Source organism: Vibrio rhodolitus (genome assembly GCF_003350325.1).
GTDB lineage: Bacteria > Pseudomonadota > Gammaproteobacteria > Enterobacterales > Vibrionaceae > Vibrio > Vibrio rhodolitus.
In genome coordinates, this window is the sequence record NZ_QLYZ01000007.1 from 55,145 (window position 1) to 73,600 (window position 18,456).

At 45.5% G+C, this 18,456-nt stretch carries 21 protein-coding genes; 10 read left to right on the forward strand and 11 right to left on the reverse strand.

Annotation, left to right across the window (positions count from 1 at the left end; translation table 11 throughout):
- Nucleotides 1-66: 66 nt before the first annotated feature.
- Both rraB and DPF93_RS09005 read left to right on the forward strand, forming a co-directional pair.
- The gene (gene rraB / locus DPF93_RS09000) at nt 67-486 is read left to right on the forward strand and encodes a ribonuclease E inhibitor RraB (protein ID WP_075649422.1); all 420 of its coding nucleotides are present in this window, start codon (nt 67-69) and stop codon (nt 484-486) included.
- Between the two features lie 136 nt (nt 487-622).
- Nucleotides 623-1,426 (forward strand): glycosyl hydrolase 2 galactose-binding domain-containing protein, encoded by an 804-nt coding sequence (locus DPF93_RS09005; protein WP_114765873.1) that lies wholly within the window; start codon nt 623-625, stop codon nt 1,424-1,426.
- Between the two features lie 8 nt (nt 1,427-1,434).
- Here the strand turns inward: DPF93_RS09005 and DPF93_RS09010 are convergent, their stop codons facing one another.
- The 5 genes from DPF93_RS09010 to argR form a co-directional block, all read right to left on the reverse strand.
- Complete coding sequence (locus DPF93_RS09010) at nt 1,435-1,824, reverse strand: DUF2061 domain-containing protein (protein ID WP_075649420.1); 390 nt, start codon at nt 1,822-1,824, stop codon at nt 1,435-1,437.
- Between the two features lie 156 nt (nt 1,825-1,980).
- Nucleotides 1,981-2,418: a universal stress protein gene (locus DPF93_RS09015; protein WP_114765874.1), complete on the reverse strand. Its 438-nt coding sequence runs from the start codon at nt 2,416-2,418 to the stop codon at nt 1,981-1,983.
- 41 nt (nt 2,419-2,459) lie between these two features.
- Nucleotides 2,460-5,039: a TRAP transporter permease gene (locus DPF93_RS09020; protein ID WP_114765875.1), complete on the reverse strand. Its 2,580-nt coding sequence runs from the start codon at nt 5,037-5,039 to the stop codon at nt 2,460-2,462.
- Between the two features lie 197 nt (nt 5,040-5,236).
- Nucleotides 5,237-6,205, reverse strand: a complete 969-nt coding sequence (locus tag DPF93_RS09025) for a TAXI family TRAP transporter solute-binding subunit (protein ID WP_114765876.1) — start codon at nt 6,203-6,205, stop codon at nt 5,237-5,239.
- 332 nt (nt 6,206-6,537) lie between these two features.
- The gene (gene argR, locus DPF93_RS09030; protein ID WP_114765877.1) at nt 6,538-7,008 is read right to left on the reverse strand and encodes a transcriptional regulator ArgR; all 471 of its coding nucleotides are present in this window, start codon (nt 7,006-7,008) and stop codon (nt 6,538-6,540) included.
- Nucleotides 7,009-7,341: 333 nt separating this feature from the next.
- On the opposite strand from argR, the gene mdh reads away from it, so the two are divergent.
- Nucleotides 7,342-8,277, forward strand: a complete 936-nt coding sequence (gene mdh, locus DPF93_RS09035; protein WP_114765878.1) for a malate dehydrogenase — start codon at nt 7,342-7,344, stop codon at nt 8,275-8,277.
- 108 nt (nt 8,278-8,385) lie between these two features.
- Complete coding sequence (locus DPF93_RS09040) at nt 8,386-8,577, forward strand: hypothetical protein (RefSeq protein ID WP_075649414.1); 192 nt, start codon at nt 8,386-8,388, stop codon at nt 8,575-8,577.
- 62 nt (nt 8,578-8,639) lie between these two features.
- Here the strand turns inward: DPF93_RS09040 and ispB are convergent, their stop codons facing one another.
- A complete protein-coding gene (gene ispB, locus DPF93_RS09045; RefSeq protein WP_114765879.1) occupies nt 8,640-9,611 on the reverse strand; it encodes an octaprenyl diphosphate synthase in 972 nt (323 codons plus the stop codon).
- A gap of 266 nt (nt 9,612-9,877) precedes the next feature.
- Between ispB and rplU the strand changes: the two genes are divergently transcribed.
- From rplU to folA, 6 genes are all read left to right on the forward strand, one after another.
- Nucleotides 9,878-10,189, forward strand: coding sequence for a 50S ribosomal protein L21 (gene rplU / locus DPF93_RS09050; protein ID WP_075649412.1), 312 nt, complete (start codon nt 9,878-9,880; stop codon nt 10,187-10,189).
- Between the two features lie 21 nt (nt 10,190-10,210).
- Entirely contained in the window at nt 10,211-10,471 is a 261-nt protein-coding gene (rpmA, locus tag DPF93_RS09055) for a 50S ribosomal protein L27 (RefSeq protein ID WP_027251812.1), read from the forward strand.
- Nucleotides 10,472-10,743: 272 nt separating this feature from the next.
- The gene (gene cgtA / locus DPF93_RS09060; RefSeq protein WP_114765880.1) at nt 10,744-11,919 is read left to right on the forward strand and encodes an Obg family GTPase CgtA; all 1,176 of its coding nucleotides are present in this window, start codon (nt 10,744-10,746) and stop codon (nt 11,917-11,919) included.
- Between the two features lie 150 nt (nt 11,920-12,069).
- The gene (locus tag DPF93_RS09065; RefSeq protein WP_114765881.1) at nt 12,070-12,837 is read left to right on the forward strand and encodes a threonine/serine exporter family protein; all 768 of its coding nucleotides are present in this window, start codon (nt 12,070-12,072) and stop codon (nt 12,835-12,837) included.
- Nucleotides 12,834-13,307, forward strand: coding sequence for a threonine/serine exporter family protein (locus DPF93_RS09070; RefSeq protein WP_114765882.1), 474 nt, complete (start codon nt 12,834-12,836; stop codon nt 13,305-13,307). The genes DPF93_RS09065 and DPF93_RS09070 overlap by 4 nt, the downstream gene beginning before the upstream one ends.
- 58 nt (nt 13,308-13,365) lie before the next feature.
- Nucleotides 13,366-13,848 (forward strand): type 3 dihydrofolate reductase, encoded by a 483-nt coding sequence (gene folA / locus DPF93_RS09075; RefSeq protein ID WP_114765883.1) that lies wholly within the window; start codon nt 13,366-13,368, stop codon nt 13,846-13,848.
- 197 nt (nt 13,849-14,045) lie between these two features.
- Here the strand turns inward: folA and apaH are convergent, their stop codons facing one another.
- The 5 genes from apaH to surA all read right to left on the reverse strand — a co-directional run bounded on the left by apaH (nt 14,046) and on the right by surA (nt 18,419).
- A complete protein-coding gene (gene apaH, locus DPF93_RS09080; protein ID WP_114765884.1) occupies nt 14,046-14,852 on the reverse strand; it encodes a bis(5'-nucleosyl)-tetraphosphatase (symmetrical) ApaH in 807 nt (268 codons plus the stop codon).
- A 10-nt stretch (nt 14,853-14,862) separates the two neighbouring features.
- On the reverse strand, nt 14,863-15,243 hold the full coding sequence (gene apaG, locus DPF93_RS09085) for a Co2+/Mg2+ efflux protein ApaG (protein WP_114765885.1): 381 nt from the start codon (nt 15,241-15,243) through the stop codon (nt 14,863-14,865).
- An 89-nt stretch (nt 15,244-15,332) separates the two neighbouring features.
- The gene (gene rsmA, locus DPF93_RS09090) at nt 15,333-16,148 is read right to left on the reverse strand and encodes a 16S rRNA (adenine(1518)-N(6)/adenine(1519)-N(6))-dimethyltransferase RsmA (RefSeq protein WP_114765886.1); all 816 of its coding nucleotides are present in this window, start codon (nt 16,146-16,148) and stop codon (nt 15,333-15,335) included.
- Nucleotides 16,145-17,134: a 4-hydroxythreonine-4-phosphate dehydrogenase PdxA gene (pdxA, locus tag DPF93_RS09095; protein WP_164675345.1), complete on the reverse strand. Its 990-nt coding sequence runs from the start codon at nt 17,132-17,134 to the stop codon at nt 16,145-16,147. Before pdxA ends, rsmA begins: the two co-directional genes overlap by 4 nt.
- Nucleotides 17,124-18,419, reverse strand: coding sequence for a peptidylprolyl isomerase SurA (gene surA / locus DPF93_RS09100; RefSeq protein WP_114765888.1), 1,296 nt, complete (start codon nt 18,417-18,419; stop codon nt 17,124-17,126). Before surA ends, pdxA begins: the two co-directional genes overlap by 11 nt.
- Nucleotides 18,420-18,456: the final 37 nt, after the last annotated feature.

Sequence of the window (18,456 nt, forward strand, 5' to 3'; positions counted from 1 at the left end):
GTTGAACCGTGCGATATTTCGTCGCGAGAAATCGTCAATATTGTTATCACACTCTGGAGCACAACTATGTCTCACGAAGATGAATATCTATCAGTAGAAGAATTAATTGAGATTCAAAAGGAAGAGACTCGCGATATTATCCAAGCATTGCTTGAAGACGGCAGTGATCCAGATGCGCTATACGAGATCGAGCACCATCTATTCGCTGAAGACTTCGACACGCTAGAAAAAGCAGTTGTTGAAGCGTTCAAAATGGGTTTCGAAGTGCTAGAAGCAGAAGAAACTGAAGACGAAGATGGCAACAAGCTACTTTGCTGTGATGCAACGATGGAATCTGTACTGAATGCAGAAGCGATCGATGCTCAAGTTGAAAAACTTGTTCACCTAGCTGAAAAATACGACATCATCTACGATGGTTGGGGTACTTACTACGAAGGCGAAGACGCTCTGTACTCTGAAGAAGATGAAGACGACGAAGATTACTAATCTGCGCGATTAGCATTAGAAACTGTTTTACAAATACCAGCTTATCAAGCTGGTATTTTTGTATCTAAGCGGTATCTATACCCACTTGTATTCACTATAATCTAGCGAATATTGATCTAGCGCAAGTTTGTATAACATGGAATTCTCTCTCGCCGGACTGTGGCAATTATCTCCGCTAACCGATCTCTCTATCCCACAAGACGATCTTTCTTTCCCTGCACCGCTCAGTGAGGTGTTGCCAAATACACTCTCTGAAGCCGCTATTGCTGAGCAAGAGTGGCATTTAATGCACGACATTGAAGTTGATGAAGCGATGTTGGCGTTTCCGGCGGTGGACCTTGTGATTGGCGGGGTCGATTACTATGCCGAGGTGCGGGTTAATGGCGTAGCGGTGTTTGATTGTGATGGCACACAAGCGATCTATAAGAAAGATGTGCGCCCCTATCTGCAATTAGGACGAAACCGCTTTGAAATCCTTTTTCTTCATCAAGATGACGACTGGCTGATTGATGAAGATGAAGTTGAGCAAGTATGTAGCTTGTGCGCTGATGGAGAGTCAAAATATGATGAGCGCATTGGTGTTTGGCAAGCGCCATATTTACAGTTTATCCGCCATGTACGCTTAGATTATGTCGCGACAGAGCAAATTTGGCACCATGGGGGAGGTTGTGAGTTTAAGGTCGATCTTTACTACACCACTTATGCCGCAGGTCTGGTCTCTGCATCGGTGAAGTTCAATGGTATGACTTACCATTTACCTATTGATGTGCGCAATAACCATACCAGTGCACTGTTTCAAGTCGAAGCGCCAATCTACTTTGATGTTAATCAGCCCAACCCACAACATTTGTATGCATTGCAAGTGAGTTTGGATGGTCAGACTCGAGAGTACCGAGTCGGGCTGAGCGAAGAGCTTTGCGCTCAGCATTATCCGGTGTAGCTCTGAGATTAATGAGCACAAGCGATATTGAATTCACGCTCTTGTTTACGTAACCACACTTTTTCGTGGAAGTAATAAGCACAAGTATTAATGGTTGGCTCAATCGCTGCCATGATACCACCGACAAAGGCATCGCCAGTCAGTAGGTATACCACACCAAATGCAACGCTGAAGTGAACCACCGCAAAGCTGGTTGTTTTGATTTTTGGATTACGTGCTAAGTTCTGCAAGGCGCGAGTCTTGTTCCAAACTAACTCATGGAAGTAGAAGGCGACCGTGTTTACGCTTGGCTCAAGCATCGCAATCATACTACCAATCAAAATGTCACCAGTTAATAGGTATGCAACGGTAAAAGCGATAGTAAAGTGAATGCTGGCAAAAGTAAGTGTCTTCTTCATAATCAATGTCATTAGTGGGTGACCATGATTTGATTATTGTCGATTTGTTTTGATAAAGATAATGGCTTAATTGCATTTATTTAATAGCTAATACCTATCAAAAGGCGCTCAATGAGCGCCTTTTATGTTTGAAATAAGTAGCTATTCACTAATAGATTAACCCTGTGGTTTGATCACCAACACGTTGACCTGTGAAGCTTGAACCACTTTACTTGCCACAGAACCTAACACGGCTTTATCCAATTTGGATCGTTTATGGCTTGGCATAATGATCAAGTCTGCCGCGAGTTTGTCGGCATACTTTAAAATGGTCTTGTAAGCTTTACCTTCAGCGATATGGACTTTATACGCTACTTGATCGCCAACTTGCTGCTCGGCAAACTTTGCCAGCTGCTTCTCGACATCTTTTCTCATCACCTCGGCGGCATCTTTAGGGAAGTAGCTTGCCACCATCGGCATATGAATTCCAGGCAATACCGTCAATAAGTGCAATTGAGCATTGGATTGCTTGGCATGCCAAATCGCAGTTTCAATTGCGCGATCAGAAAAACCATTTTCGTTTAAATCGACAGGTACAAGAATCTGTTTATACATCACTTTCTCTCTTTAAGGCTCCATCCTTGGAGCCTATCGGTTTAAGCGCTCAGCGATTCCTTACGAGCACGACGTTTCTGGTTGGCACCAAGTGCGATGACAATCAATAGACAAGGTAAGAATACCCACTCTTTCATTGGTCGATCGGCGTCTTGGACCACTGATTTAATTTGCCAATCAAAATCGATGCCAGACGCTTCTGCTGGGCTGCCAAACTCCACCATATCGACAATCATCTTGCCTTCATTTTCAGTTAGCATCAGACCCATTGAGCTTATGCGCTCTTCAGCACCTACTGCATCATCTTCAAATGGTAGGCGCACAGTTTTTTCAACCATATCGCCTGCTAAGGTTTCGCCTGCGACGCGCAATTCAAGTGTTTGCCCTACATCGAGTTGCTCGGCAATCTGCGCAATCTCGGTACCCGGCGAATAAACTTTCGCTGGGTAGATCATGTCCCACCAGAAACCAGGGCGGAAGAATGAGAAGGTCAAAGCTAACAGCAGAATGGTTTCCCACCATTTATTACGAGTAAACCACCAACCTTGCGTCGCCGCAGAGAAGAGCAGCATTGCTATGATTGAAGAGATCACCGTCAGCAGTAAGTGCCACCAACTATCAATACCCATCATTAATAACTGGGTATTGAAGATAAACATGAATGGCAAAATCGCGGTACGGATATCGTAAGTAAAACCTTGGATACCGGTGCGAATTGGATCGGATTTGGCAATCGCAGCCGCAGCAAAAGCAGCCAGACCTACTGGAGGGGTATCGTCTGCCAATATACCGAAATAGAACACAAAGAGGTGCACAGCGATGAGTGGAATGATTAAACCGTGTTGAGCGCCCAGCGTGACAATAACCGGCGCCATTAGCGTCGATACCACGATGTAGTTTGCGGTGGTCGGTAAGCCCATACCTAAGATTAAGCTAATAACCGCAGTAAACAGCAGCATTAGGATCACGTTACCGCCTGAGATAAACTCAACGAATTCGGTCATCACTAAGCCGATACCCGTAAGGGTCACAACACCAACCACAGTACCAGCTGCCGCGGTTGCCACACCAATACCAATCATGTTGCGCGCGCCAGTCACTAAGCTCTCAGCTAGATCAATAAAGCCTTGTTTGGTTTGCTCTGCCACATCACCGGTTTTCGCCATCATAGCCATAAGTGGGCGCTGAGTGATCAAAATAAAGATCATAAACACGGTTGCCCAGAATGCCGACAGACCCGGAGAGAAACGCTCTACCGTTAAACACCAAACCAAAACCACAATAGGTAGTAGGTAGTGCAGACCAGATTTTACCGTAGGACCGGGATCTGGTACTTCAGTGAGCTCGGCATCAATTTCAATGTTGCCCGCATCGGCGTATTTAGCAGACACGCGCAGTAGCGCAAGATAGGCGATAAATAGGGCGACAGTCACAATTGGTGTTGCTGCATCGCCAAACACATCTTTAGTCCAGCCAATACCGTAGTACACCACCGCACTGGTGACGACTAGTCCCAAGATAGTGCCAGTAAATGAGAGTAAATTTTGTAGCAGCGTTGGATTATGGCGGCGAGGTAAGCCAGTCATACCTGCTTTACATGCTTCAAGGTGGACAATGTAAATCAGTGCAATGTAAGAGATAAGCGCAGGTAAAAGTGCAGCTTTAATTACTTCAACATAGGAAATGCCGACATACTCGACCATTAAGAAAGCCGCTGCACCCATAATTGGTGGAGTAAGCTGACCATTGGTGGAAGCTGCCACTTCAACTGCGCCAGCTTTGGTGCCAGGGAAGCCAACACGTTTCATTAAAGGAATGGTAAACGTACCGGTTGTTACTACGTTAGCAATCGAAGAACCAGAGACTAAGCCGGACAAGCCAGACGCGACAACCGCCGCTTTTGCCGGGCCGCCTTTCATATGCCCGAGCATAGAAAAGGCAACTTTAATAAAGTACGCACCAGCGCCCGCTCGCTCTAGCATTGCACCAAAGAGGACAAATAAGAAGACAAACGAAGTGGAAACCCCCAGTGCAACGCCAAACACTCCTTCGGTAGTCAACCATAGGTGAGACATGGCTTTGTTGAGGCTTGCGCCTTTGTGCGCAATTACATCTGGCATGTGAGGACCGGCAAAGGTATACAGTAAGAATACTGCAGCGACCACCATCAGTGGTGGACCTAACGCGCGACGTGTTGCCTCCAAAAGCAACAGCATGCCAATCACTGCCATCACAATATCTGGTTGTGTCGGCGCACCTGAACGCTCGGCGAGTTCGGTGTAGAAGATGTAGATATAGGCAGCAGAGAAACTGCCCGCGAGTGCTAATACCCAATCAAGCAGTGGAATGCGATCACGGGGTGAATTTTTCATTGCCGGGTAGGCGGTAAACGCTAGAAACACCGCAAACATGAGATGAATAGAACGCGCTTCAGTGTCGTTAAGTACGCCAAAATTAAAAATAAACGGAAGTGGTGATGCGTACCAAAGTTGGAATAGAGACCAACATAGCGGAACAAACCATAGAATACGTCCCGAAATCCCCTTCGGTGAACGTGCCCCTGTATCGGCTTGGGCTACCATATCCTGCACATCTTGCGATGGTGTAGTAGTCTGCGTCATGGAGGTTATCCTTGTTATATTGGGTTCGTTTTTATTAGATGTAGAACCTTACGCTGTTATCAGTGTAGTGACTGAGTTTGCTTAGCGTGGCAAATTTTGAATGTAATAAGTCTGGAGTTTCATATGTGAAACCCAAAAGATCGGTTATTCAATCAGAGGTTATGGGCAAGGAGGGCGAGCCTCCTTGCCGATGTTGGTTACTTGATTAGACCAACTTCTTTGTAGTATTTCTCTGCACCTGGGTGTAGAGGAATTGATAGACCTGCTTGTACCATGTCTTCTTTTTTCAGATTAGCAAAAGCTGGGTGTAGACGTTTGAATGTGTCGAAGTTTTCAAATACTGCTTTAGCAACATTGTAAGCAATGTCATCCGATACATTTGCAGTGGTGACCATAGTTGCTGCCACACCAAAACTGTTTACATCTTTGTCTGTACCGCGGTACATGCCTGCTGGTACTGTGCTAAACGCGTAGTAAGGGTTATCTGCAACGATCTTATCGATCACTTCACCAGTTGCCGGGATCAGTTTTGCATCACAAGAAGTGGTTGCTTCTTTGATTGATCCATTTGGGTGACCCACAACATAAACAAACGCGTCAATCTTGTTGTCACATAGTGCTTGTGAACGCTCAGAGCCTTTAAGCTCAGAAGCAAGCTTAAAGCTGTCATTCGTCCAGCCCATCGCATCCATTACTACGCCCATTGTCGCGCGGTCACCAGAACCTGGGTTACCGATGTTGACACGCTTGCCTGCAAGATCTGCGACATTCTCAATGCCTGAATCAGAGCGCGCGATGATGTTAAATGGTTCGGTATGAAGGGAGAATACCGCACGTAGCTCTTTGTAAGGACCTTGGTCCGCGAACTTGCTGGTACCGTTATAGCCGTGATATTGCCAGTCAGACTGCACGATGCCGAAGTCTAGCTCACCGGCACGAATAGTGTTCACGTTGTAGATTGAACCACCGGTTGATTCTACTGAACAACGGATATTGTGTTCTTTACGACCTTTGTTAACCAGTTTACAAATTGCACCACCAGTCGGGTAGTAAACACCAGTTACTGAACCCGTACCAATGGTAATAAACTCTTGTGCGTTAACAGAGCCAGCACCCATAATCGCTGCGGCAATTGCACCAGCTTGAAGAAGTTTGTTAAATGCCATGAATGTTCCTTCCTTTATTCATTATTAATCCTCTAGCAAGTCTAGTTGCTAGAAGAGTTTCCTATGTTGGAAACGGCATCTTTTTCAATCCATTTGGTGAAAAAGTTGTCAAATAATACCAAAAAAACCATAGATAATTACACGATTGTTAAAATTTTTAGCAAAAGCAACTAGTTATTAATATGGTGTTTTATTCTGTTTTTCTAGGGAAATCTCTTTTTAGTCAAACATTTATGATAAATGAGATCTTGGTGGGGGTTTTGGTTAAGTTGTGAAACAAATCACACCTAAAGTTAGGTGTGATTAGCAATATATTCTGTTTTGAAAGGAGATTAACCGGCGTATTCGAATAGTTCGCAGACCGATTTGAACAGCTGTTCTGTTGAGATTGAAAGCGTCGGAGTAATGAAAATAGTATCGTCACCAGCTACAACACCAAGAATACCTTCCGATTTGCCTAATGAATCTAACAGACGAGCAATTAACTGCGCGGCACCAGGACCGGTGTGAATAACAACCAAAGCGGCGTTGTAATCGATATCTAACACGAGCTCACGCAATGAGCTTGAAACGGTTGGTACGCCAAGTTCTGCTGGTAGACAGTAAACCATCTCCATTTTTGCGTTGCGTGTTCGAACGGCGCCGAACTTGGTTAGCATGCGCGATACTTTAGATTGATTGATGTTTTCGAAGCCTTCATTTTTTAGTGCTTCGACGATATCGCCTTGGGAACCAAATCGTTCTTCTTTTAGTAGGGCTTTAAAAGCGCGTACGAGGTTATCTTGTTTTTCTGTATGACGCATAGTTCTCTTTCGACTCGCAATACTGATAAGTGCATAGTCTCGCATAAACATGCATTTTTTGCCAGTTGAAGGGTAAAAATTCGTGTGCTTAAAAGGGCTATTTCTGGCAGGTATTATTGACACTATTGCTAGTTAAACCCTTGCAAATCATGTGGATGAGTGTGCTATTATCGCCCGCTAGCTGTAGCACGAAAAAGTTGAGTTGCGTGGCGTCGCAAAGCTGACGTTAAATAATTGTAATTGGACGTTAAATACTATAGCTTGAACGTCAGAACTGTTTACAAAATACCCTACCAAAAATATAGAAGAGATCACCTCTCAAGGAGAACTACGATGAAAGTAGCTGTAATTGGTGCCGCTGGTGGCATCGGTCAAGCCCTAGCCCTACTACTTAAAAATCGCCTTCCTGCAGGCTCAGATTTAGCTCTTTACGATATCGCGCCAGTGACACCGGGTGTTGCTGCGGATCTTAGCCATATCCCAACACCAGTTTCGATCAAAGGTTTCTCTGGTGAAGATCCTAGTCCAGCTCTTGAGGGCGCAGATGTAGTTCTTATCTCGGCAGGTGTTGCGCGTAAGCCGGGTATGGATCGTGCTGATCTTTTCAATGTAAACGCTGGTATTGTTAAGTCGCTAGCGGAAAAAATTGCGGTTGTTTGTCCAACTGCTTGCATCGGTATCATTACTAACCCTGTAAATACTACAGTGCCAATCGCGGCTGAAGTATTGAAAAAGGCGGGTGTTTACGACAAGCGTAAGCTGTTCGGTGTGACCACGCTTGACGTGATCCGTTCAGAAACCTTTGTTGCAGAACTAAAAGATAAAGATCCAGGTGATGTACGAGTGCCTGTTATCGGTGGTCACTCAGGTGTGACTATCCTGCCACTACTTTCTCAAGTTGAAGGTGTTGAATTTACCGCTGAAGAAGTAGAAGCATTAACTAAGCGTATTCAAAACGCAGGCACTGAAGTTGTTGAAGCGAAAGCGGGTGGTGGCTCTGCAACACTTTCTATGGGTCAAGCTGCATGCCGCTTTGGTCTTGCTCTGGTTCGCGCCCTTCAAGGTGAAGAAGGTGTGGTTGAGTGTGCTTACGTAGAAGGTGCTGGTGAACATGCACCATTCTTTGCACAGCCAGTTAAGCTAGGTAAAGACGGTGTTGATGAAGTTCTGAACTATGGTGAGCTAAGCGCTTATGAAAAAGCGGCGCTTGATGGCATGCTAGAAACGCTAAGCGGTGACATTCAAGTTGGCGTTGATTTCGCGAAGTAGATCCAACGTGATTTAAGTAATAAGACAAAGCCGATAGTGATATCGGCTTTTTTGATCTTTGCTCAAAATCGTGCCGTACTTAATTCGAGGTTTCAAAGGAGGTGCGATATGGAGCTTTCCGAGCTAAGACGCGGTATGTTGGTTGAGAGTGCACAGGGTAGCGGCAAAGTGTTAGTGATTGATGAAGTGACACAATCGGTGCTAATCGAAAATCAGCAGAGCCATGAGCAATTTGCGGTAGGTGTTGAGGAAATCGTTGATGATCCTCAGTTGCACCTAGGTTGCGATAAATATTACTAAGTGTATTAGATAGAGAAAAGGCAAGCCAAATGGCTTGCCTTTTTAATGAGTTGAATGAGTGCTTACTTGCTGCGGTGTACTGACAAGTGAGCGAGTGTGATCAGCGCTTGTTTGTACTCAGATTCCGGTAGGATCGCAAGCTCTGCAATCGCTTTATCAGCTTCTTCAACAGCCTTCGTGCGGGTGTATTCCAAAGATCCTGTCTGATCCATGGCTTGCAAAATATCTTCTAAACGATCCATGCCGTTGGCTTTTTCGATCGCTTCACGGATCATTGCTGCTTGTTCTGCGTTGCCATGTTGCATTGCATGCAGCAATGGCAAGGTTGGTTTGCCTTCAGCAAGATCATCACCAACGTTTTTACCCATCTCTTCACCGTCTGCAGTGTAATCCATCACGTCGTCAATTAACTGGAAGGCGGTACCAAGGTATTTACCGTAGTTCTGCATGGCTAATTCAACTTCGGCAGAAGAGTCGGTGAGAATCGCTCCGATTTGCGTTGCTGCTTCGAATAAGCGCGCAGTCTTAGAGTAGATCACCTGCATGTAGCTTTCTTCGGTGGTATCTGGGTCGTTACAGTTCATTAGCTGTAACACTTCACCTTCAGCGATTACGTTAACCGCATCACTCATTAACTTGAGAATCTTTAAAGAGCCAAGCTCAGTCATCATTTGAAATGAGCGGGTGTAGATAAAGTCACCAACTAATACACTGGCAGCATTACCAAATGCGGCGTTAGCGGTCGCTTTGCCGCGACGCATATCTGATTCATCCACGACATCATCGTGCAACAGGGTTGCGGTGTGGATGAATTCAATAAAGGCTGCAGCGGTCGTGTGAGCATTACCTTGATAGCCAAGCGCACGAGCTGTCAGTACCGCTAAAAGTGGGCGTATGCGTTTGCCGCCGCCACTGACGATATAGAAACCAAGTTGGTTAATTAGTGATACATCAGAGTTTAGCTGGGCTTGAATCGTTTCGTTCACTTTTGCCATGTCGTCGGCAGTAAGCGCTTGGATAGCTTTAAAATCCATTGTAATTCCGGCTGAGGTTAGAACCTGTCTGGTATTTATATCTAAATTGTTAAGTGAATAATACACTAAAAAACGTTGATAAATACATGCTTTAAGGGCATGATCTCGGCACTTTTAATTGGCGACTAGCTTTTCGCCAATTTTTTCAAAATATGGCTTGTCATAGTGGCATTCATTCTGTAGAATCTGCGCCCTATTGATGATTAGTTTAGCGCACACCCTAGCTCATTATGTATGCAGGCTGTGCGGAAAAAGCGGAGTAAAATATGTACGCTGTTTTCCAATCTGGTGGTAAACAACACCGTGTAAGCGAAGGTCAAACTCTTCGTTTAGAAAAATTAGACGTTGAAACTGGCGCAACTGTAGAATTTGATAAAGTTCTTCTTGTTGCTAACGGTGAAAACATTCACGTTGGTGCACCTCTTGTTGAGGGTGGCAAAGTTGTAGCTGAAGTTGTACAACACGGTCGTGGCGATAAAGTTAAAATCGTTAAGTTCCGTCGTCGTAAGCACTCTCGTAAGCAGCAAGGTCACCGTCAGTGGTTCACTGAAGTGAAAATCACTGCAATCAACGCTTAATCGAATTAGGAGAGCTTAACAATGGCACACAAAAAAGCTGGTGGTTCTACTCGTAACGGCCGCGATTCAGAAAGCAAACGCCTAGGTGTTAAACGTTTCGGTGGCGAATCTGTTCTTGCAGGTAACATCATCGTTCGTCAACGTGGTACTAAGTTCCACGCTGGTAACAATGTAGGCCTTGGTAAAGACCACACTCTATTCGCTCTAACTGACGGTAAAGTTAAGTTTGAAGTGAAAGGTCCTAAAAACCGTAAATTCGTAAGCATCGAATCTGCTGAATAATCAGATTCTTAGCTTAGAACTAGGTTTCTAGCTGAATTTAAAAGCCCTGCCGATTCGGCGGGGTTTTTTATTTTTAGCAAGGGCAAATAACCAGAGGCTTTTAGTTTTTATAGCTGAACAGAGAAAACCTCTCGTTATTTGGTCCAAAGTAGGCGACCCAAGATCTCAGGTGATCGATCTGTATATGGGATCTGCTAGAATTTATATCATTGTCAATTGGCTCGAATGAGCCTTGTAAGTGATATTGCAACGCACATAATGCGGAGTAACAGATGAAATTCGTTGATGAAGCGGTAGTTAAAGTTCAAGCCGGTGATGGCGGTAGTGGTGTAGTAAGTTTCTGGCGTGAGAAATTTATTACCAAAGGTGGTCCTGACGGTGGTGACGGTGGCGACGGCGGTGATGTTTACATTCAAGCTGACGAGAACCTAAACACGCTGATCGATTACCGTTTCCAACGCTTTTATGAAGCGGAACGCGGCGAGAATGGTCGTGGTGGTAACTGTACTGGTAAACGTGGTAAAGATAAAGTTCTACGCGTACCTGTAGGTACACGTGCGGTTGATATCCACACTAATGAAGTGGTAGCTGAAGTTGCAGAACACGGCAAGAAAATGATGGTTGCGAAAGGCGGCTGGCATGGTCTTGGTAACACGCGTTTTAAATCTTCAGTGAACCGCGCGCCACGCCAAAAAACACTGGGTACTAAAGGTGAGATCCGTGAACTGCGTCTTGAGCTACTATTGCTCGCTGACGTTGGTATGCTTGGTCTGCCTAATGCAGGTAAATCAACTTTCATTCGCGCAGTCTCTGCAGCGAAACCGAAAGTAGCGGATTACCCGTTCACGACACTAATCCCAAGCCTTGGCGTAGTCAGCGTTGTTCCAGAAAAGAGCTTCGTTGTTGCTGACATCCCTGGTCTAATCGAAGGTGCTGCTGACGGTGCGGGTCTAGGTATTCGTTTCTTGAAGCACCTAGAGCGTTGTCGCGTATTGCTACACATGATCGATATTATGCCGATTGATCAATCTGATCCGATCCAAAATGCATTAACGATCATTGACGAGCTAGAGCAATACAGTGAGAAGCTGGCAGACAAACCTCGCTGGCTAGTGTTCAACAAAGTGGATCTAATGCCTGAAGAAGAAGCTGATGAAGTGATTCAAGGTATTTTGGATGCGCTAGGTTGGGAAGAAGAATACTTCAAGATCTCAGCAGTGAACAAGCAAGGCACGAAAGAGCTTTGTTACAAGCTAGCTGACTTTATGGAAACTCTACCTCGCGGTGAAGAAGAGATCAGCGAAGAAGATAAAGTTGATTTCATGTGGGATGATTACCACAAAGACGCGATGTCTGGTAAAGACGTTATTACTGAAGGTGATGACGACGACTGGGATGATTGGGATGACGAAGAAGATGACGGTCACGTTGTCTACGTTCGCGATTAATCCTTTTATCGAATTGAAAGCCGCAATTTATTTGCGGCTTTTTTACGTCTAAAAACAAATCTGGTCTGAAATCAAAGTTATTTGCGTTAATTTTGGTCACAATGTCATCCCTTCAAGGAAGAGTGTGATTTAGGGAGTTGTTAAATCAGTATGGATACCAAGCAAAGAGCGGTTTCCCGCTTAATTGCACAAGCTGGTCAAATGCTGCTTGCTCATGGAGCTGAGAGCGCATTGGTCGGCAGCATTATGGAAAGGATTGGACTTGCCTGTGGTATGGATGAAGTGGAAGTCTCACTTTCTTCTAGTTCATTGGTGGTCACCACAGTTAATCGTGGGCATTGCATCACCACCGCGAGGCGCTGTGCTGATCGTGGTATCAACATGCGTGTCGTTACTCAAGTACAACGCATCTGTATTATGCTTGAGCGCGGGATCATTGATGAATATCTTGCTCAGCATAAGATCAATCAGATCAGCCCAGAGCGTTATAATCGTTGGTTAGTGGTGGTGATGATTGGTCTATCCTGTGCTGCATTTGCTCGCCTCGCGGGCGGTGACTGGGCAGTATTTGCCATGACTTTCCTTGCTTCTGCCGTGGGGATGACTGTGCGTCAAGAGATTGGTCATCGTCATTTCAATCCACTCCTTAACTTTGCTGTGACGGCTTTTGTCACCACGGCGATTTCTGTACAAGCCTATATCTACAATATCGGTAATTTACCTACATTGGTGATGGCATCGTCAGTTTTGATGTTGGTTCCCGGTGTGCCATTAATTAACTGTGTCGCCGACATGCTAAAAGGCTACGTCAATATGGGCATTGCTCGCTTTGTTATGGCGAGCTTGCTAACGCTTGCGACTTGTCTTGGCATTATTGCCGCCATGAGTGTTTTTGATGTGTGGGGGTGGCTATTATGAGTTTCTTCGAACTGCTGTTTGGTTTACTCAATGATATGTTCTTTGCCGCGATTCCCGCGGTCGGCTTTGCCTTAGTGTTCAATGTGCCAGTGAAAGCACTCAAGTATTGCGCATTAGGCGGAGCGATAGGTCATGGTTCACGCTACCTAATGATGCATTTTGGTATTCCGATTGAATGGGCGACTTTCTTTGCCGCGACTTTTGTTGGCATGATTGGCGTGCATTGGTCGCATAAACTGTTAGCGCACCCGAAAGTGTTTACCGTGGCGTCTTTGATCCCCATGGTGCCGGGGGTGTTTGCCTTTAAAGCCATGATCGCGCTAGTTGAGCTCAACCACCGTGGTTTTGAACCACAGTTACTAGAAATGCTGGCGACTAACTTTTTGAAAGCGATGTTTATTATCGCCGGTCTTGCGGTTGGCTTAGCAATGCCAGGCTTGCTATTCTATCGTCGCCGTCCAATTGTTTAGACGCATAGAAAAAACACTACTTTTACAGAAAGTTAGGCTCAATAAATAGGATAACTGAATGATTATTAGCATGATTGCCGCGATGGCAGACGAGCGTATTATTGGTAAAGACAATCAAATGCCATGGCACTTGCCAGCAGATTTTGCTTGGTTTAAACGCTGTACGTTAGGCAAACCAGTGATCATGGGACGTAAGACTTATGAGTCTATTGGTCGACCGCTGCCTGGTCGTCAGAATATCGTGATTAGCCGCGATAACACACTAACTATCGAAGGTGTTGAGACCGTGACGTCAATTGAGCAGGCTTTAGAGGTTGCTGGAGAGGTAGAAGAAGTGATGATCATCGGCGGTGGTGCCATCTACGCTGCGTGCTTGCCTATTGCGACTCGTCTCTACATCACCCATATCGATGCAAAGATTGAGGGTGATACCCAATTTCCTGCATGGGACGAAAGCTTTGTTGAGAGTCATTCAGAGCATTACAGTGCCGACGAAAAGAACGCTTACGATATGCGTTTTACTGTTTTGGATAGAGAGTAGGGCGCGAAGCGTGGCTTCGCTTTGTATGGAACGCTTCGCTGACGGATGCGAGAACACTGCGTTTACGGAAAGTAAATCGGAGCTTCACTATTAGATGCGGGACGGTTTAGTTAGTCTGAAACTGTGAGATGTTGATATCGCGAGTTCCCTCGCGATTCCGTTGTCCGTAGCATCGCGTTCCGTAATCCATGCGTTAACTATGCTAACGCTGGTTGAGTAAAAAACTGTTTGTCTTCCCAACGCAACATTGTGAGTGAGCCACCCCAGACGCAGCCAGTGTCTAAGCCTATCTCTTGGTCACTTTGATGCCCTTCAAGTGCCGCCCAGTGACCAAAGATCACCGCTTTATCTAATCGGATTCGACTTGGTAGTTCAAACCACGGCACAAGCTCATCACCGGTGATTTTTTGTGGCGGTAATTTGCAATCCATATCGAGCCGAGCATCGGCAAAGCAGAAACGCATTCGGGTAAAAGCGTTAATGATATAACGGCAGCGCTCAATACCCTCCAGCTTGTTATCCCATAAGTCCGGTTGATTGGCGTACATGTTTTCAATTAACCAAGTCCAATCGTGGCTTTGTAGGATTTGTTCCACTTCTTTTGCATTGACTCTCGCGGTGGCTAAATCCCATTGCGGCGAGATACCAGCATGACTCATCACAAACTCTTCATGTTCTGCCATTAATGGCTGGTGACGCAGCCATGTCAAAAGCTCATCTTTATCTTCAGCGGCAAAAATCGGCGCGGTTTGATCTTTGTCTTTTACGCGATGAATCCCAAGGGAAACCGCGAGCAAATGTAAGTCATGGTTGCCGAGTACCACTCTTGCGCTATCACCGAGTTGTTTAACAAAACGGAGTGTTTCTAGTGATTTAGGACCACGGGCGACTAAGTCACCAGCGAGCCAGAGCTGATCTTGAGTTGGATTAAATTGCACAGTGTTAAGTAGCTGCTTGAGTTCATCAAAGCAGCCTTGTATATCGCCAACGATATATGTTGCCACAGCATTTTTCCTAATTTAAGACATTGGGGATAGCGAGACGAAACGGCTCGATTTCAGCGTGGAATTGCTGTCCTTTGGCATCCAGCATGATGTATTGACCTTGCATCACTCCGACAGGGGTTTCAATTGCCGTACCACTGGTATAGGTATACTCATCATTGCCGTCAATAAAGGGTTGTTGTCCAACCACACCTTCACCTTCGACACTGACTTGTTTGCCATTGGCATCAGTAATCAGCCAGCGACGAGCAATTAGCTGTACGGTTTCAGTGCTGAGGTTTTTGATAGTAATGAGATAAGCAAAGATATAGCGTTTTGCCGCAGGATCGGATTGTTCCGCGATATAGCGGGTATGAACTTGGACTTTAATACAAGGTTGAGAGACATCCATATAAGCTCCTCGTATATACTCAAGTAACCTCGCACCTTGAGGTTACTTGAGTATAGCCAAACAAAAGGGCGCGAGTGCGCCCTTAAAGTTTATGCTTGGTGGTTGCTATTTGCATCTAACCAGTTCGCCATGGCAACAAATTGCTCTAACGTTAGGTTTTCTGGACGCATTGCAGGGTTTACACCTAGCTCTTCCAGCGTTTCAGCACTCATCAGTGCCTTGTAGCAGTTGCGTACAGTCTTACGGCGTTGGTTGAAGCCTTCACGGCATACACGCTCAAGCCATTTTAGGCTTGTCGCTGGATGCGGCAGCGTTTCGTAAGGTACTAGACGTACTACCGCAGAGTCCACTTTTGGTGGCGGAACAAATGCTGTTGGTGGAACTTCTAGTACAGGTACCACTTTGCAGTAGTACTGAGCCATCACCGTTAGGCGACCATAAGCTTTACTACCAGGACCTGCCGCTAGACGGTTAACCACTTCTTTTTGCAGCATAAAGTGCATGTCTTGAATATCCGCGTGGAATTCAAACAAGTGGAACATCAACGGCGTAGAAATGTTGTACGGCAAGTTACCGAAAATACGCAGTTTGTTGTTTGGCTTAACCAGTTGCGTGAAGTCGAAACGCATCGCGTCGCCTTCATGGATAGTTAACTTATCCGCAAGCTCAGGGTGATTACGCAGACGCTCTGCTAGATCACGGTCAAGTTCGATAACGGTAAACTTATCAACTTCGCGACCTACAGGCTCGGTAATTGCACCTAGACCCGGACCGATCTCAACCAAGTTTTGACCTGGTCTTGGGTTGATGGCTGAAACAATACCATCAATGATATATGGATCGTTTAGGAAGTTTTGACCAAAACGTTTACGCGCTTTGTGCCCTAGATGGACATCATTTCTCATTGTTTCTTCTCTACTAAATCTATTGCGTGCGCCAATGCAGTTCGGAAGCTCCCTGTATCTGCTGAACCCGTGCCAGCAAGATCAAGTGCTGTACCGTGGTCCACCGATGTCCGAATAAATGGTAGGCCGAGTGTGATATTCACTGAGCGACCAAATCCTTTGTATTTTAGCACGGGAAGCACTTGGTCGTGATACATACCCAGTACCGCATCCGCATCTTGTAAATACTTCTCGTTAAAGATGGTGTCAGCAGGAAGTGGACCAATCAGGTTAATGCCTTTTTCCTGTTTGATACGCTCTAAGGTTGGCGTAATAGTCTCGATTTCTTCTCTGCCCAAACAGCCATCTTCGCCTGCATGAGGATTAAGCCCGCAAACATAGATGTTTGGTTGACGAATAGCAAATTTTTCTACCAAATCGGTATGCAAAATATCGATGATTTTTTCTAAACGCTCTGCGGTCACTGCTTTAGATACGTAAGCAAGTGGTATGTGCGTTGTCACCAAGGCAACCCGCAAACCTTCCGTTGCTAGCATCATTACCACCAGTGGGGTATTGGATTTTTCGGCGAAAAACTCAGTATGCCCACTAAAGGCCACGCCCGCTCGGTTGATCACGCCTTTATGTACCGGACCAGTTACTACCGCATCAAACTCACCGGTCATACAGCCATTGGCAGCACGCTCTAGCGTTTGTAGGACATAATGACCATTGGCTTCATCAAGCTGACCTGCAGTAACGTTAGCTGCCAGTGGGATGTGTTCAACGATAAGTGAACCTGCTTGCTGTTTAGCTGCGGGTTGAGAAGGGTCGTAATCATGTAAGGTGACATCGATTCCGAGCAGCTCAGCGCGCTGGGCTAGCATCGATTTGTCAGCACAGACGACAATTTGATGCTCCCAACCTTCTTTAGAAAGCGCAAGGACCAAGTCAGGACCTATCCCTGCTGGTTCGCCGGCAGTGACAACAATACGCTTAATTGTCATTTTGCTGATCCTTTACCATTTCAACATAAGCTCCCGCGCGAATTTCTTGCAGCCATGCACTGACTTCTTCGTTGAATTTACGATTGAACAGAATTCGATAGGCTTTGTTTTTCATTGCTGAATCCGTACGATCGACTTCGCGGCGATCAAGTACTTCGACAATGTGCCAGCCATGAACCGTTTTGAATGGTGCACTGATTTGACCGATTGGCAGAGTATCTACTTGATGTTTAAACTCTGGTACATAGATATCTGATGTTTGATAACCAAGCTCACCATTTTGCGCCGCTGAACCTGGGTCTTGGCTATATTGCTGCGCCAACTCACCAAAGGTTGCTTCACCTGCTTTCACTTGACGAATTATTTCATTGAGCTGTTTTTGTACCCCTTCGTCGCTGAGGATAACCGTTGGTTTGATGAGGATGTGGCGCGCATTGGTTTCAGTTACTGCAACCGTTTCAAGACCTTTCACATCTTCAATTTTAAGGATGTGGTAACCTACACCGCTAGCGAATGGACCAATGATAGCACCTTTGTTTTGTAGCTTAATCTGGTCGGCAAAGATGGTCGGCATCTCTTCTTTACGCATCCAACCCCAATCACCACCTTGCAGCGCTTTAGGACCTTTTGAATAGGTGTAAGCGAGTTTCTCGAAATCTTCACCATTATTGATTCTATCTACCAACTCTTGAGCTTGTGCTTGAACTTTTGCTTTATCGTCACCGTCGTTCACGCGCAGTTGGATATGACCAATTTTGTATTGCACAGTGGCGTTAGTTTCATTGGCGAGCACTTCAGCTAAGTTATCAACTTCAGCAGGCAAGATGTTGACGCGTCGACGAACAAGAGTATTACGCGCATCACCTGCGGCGATTTCCTTACGGATTTGCTCGCGAAACTCAGGGTAGCTAATCCCTTCTTCACTAATAGCGGCAATAAGCTGCTCAACGGTTTGATTGTTCTTTTTAGCAATGTCTGCAATAGCCGCGTTAAGGCGGTTGTCATCAACACGAATACCGATACGTTCGGCTTCTTGTTGTTGAATCGTTTCCAGAATAAGTTTCTCTTCAACCTGCTCGATTAAGGCTTCTCTATCTGGCAGTGACTGACCACTTTTTTTTGCATTAATGGTCAACGTTTTTAGGGCGGTATCGATATCGCTTTGTAGGACAACGCCTTCATTAACAATAATTGCCACTTTATCCATTTCCACTACATTGGCGTTAACTGCACCGATCTGGCAGGCAGCCACAAGAGCTAGCAGTGTTTTTTTCCAAGTATTCATCAATAACCTTTAGATGTTTGCCAGCCCGCAGGCTGGC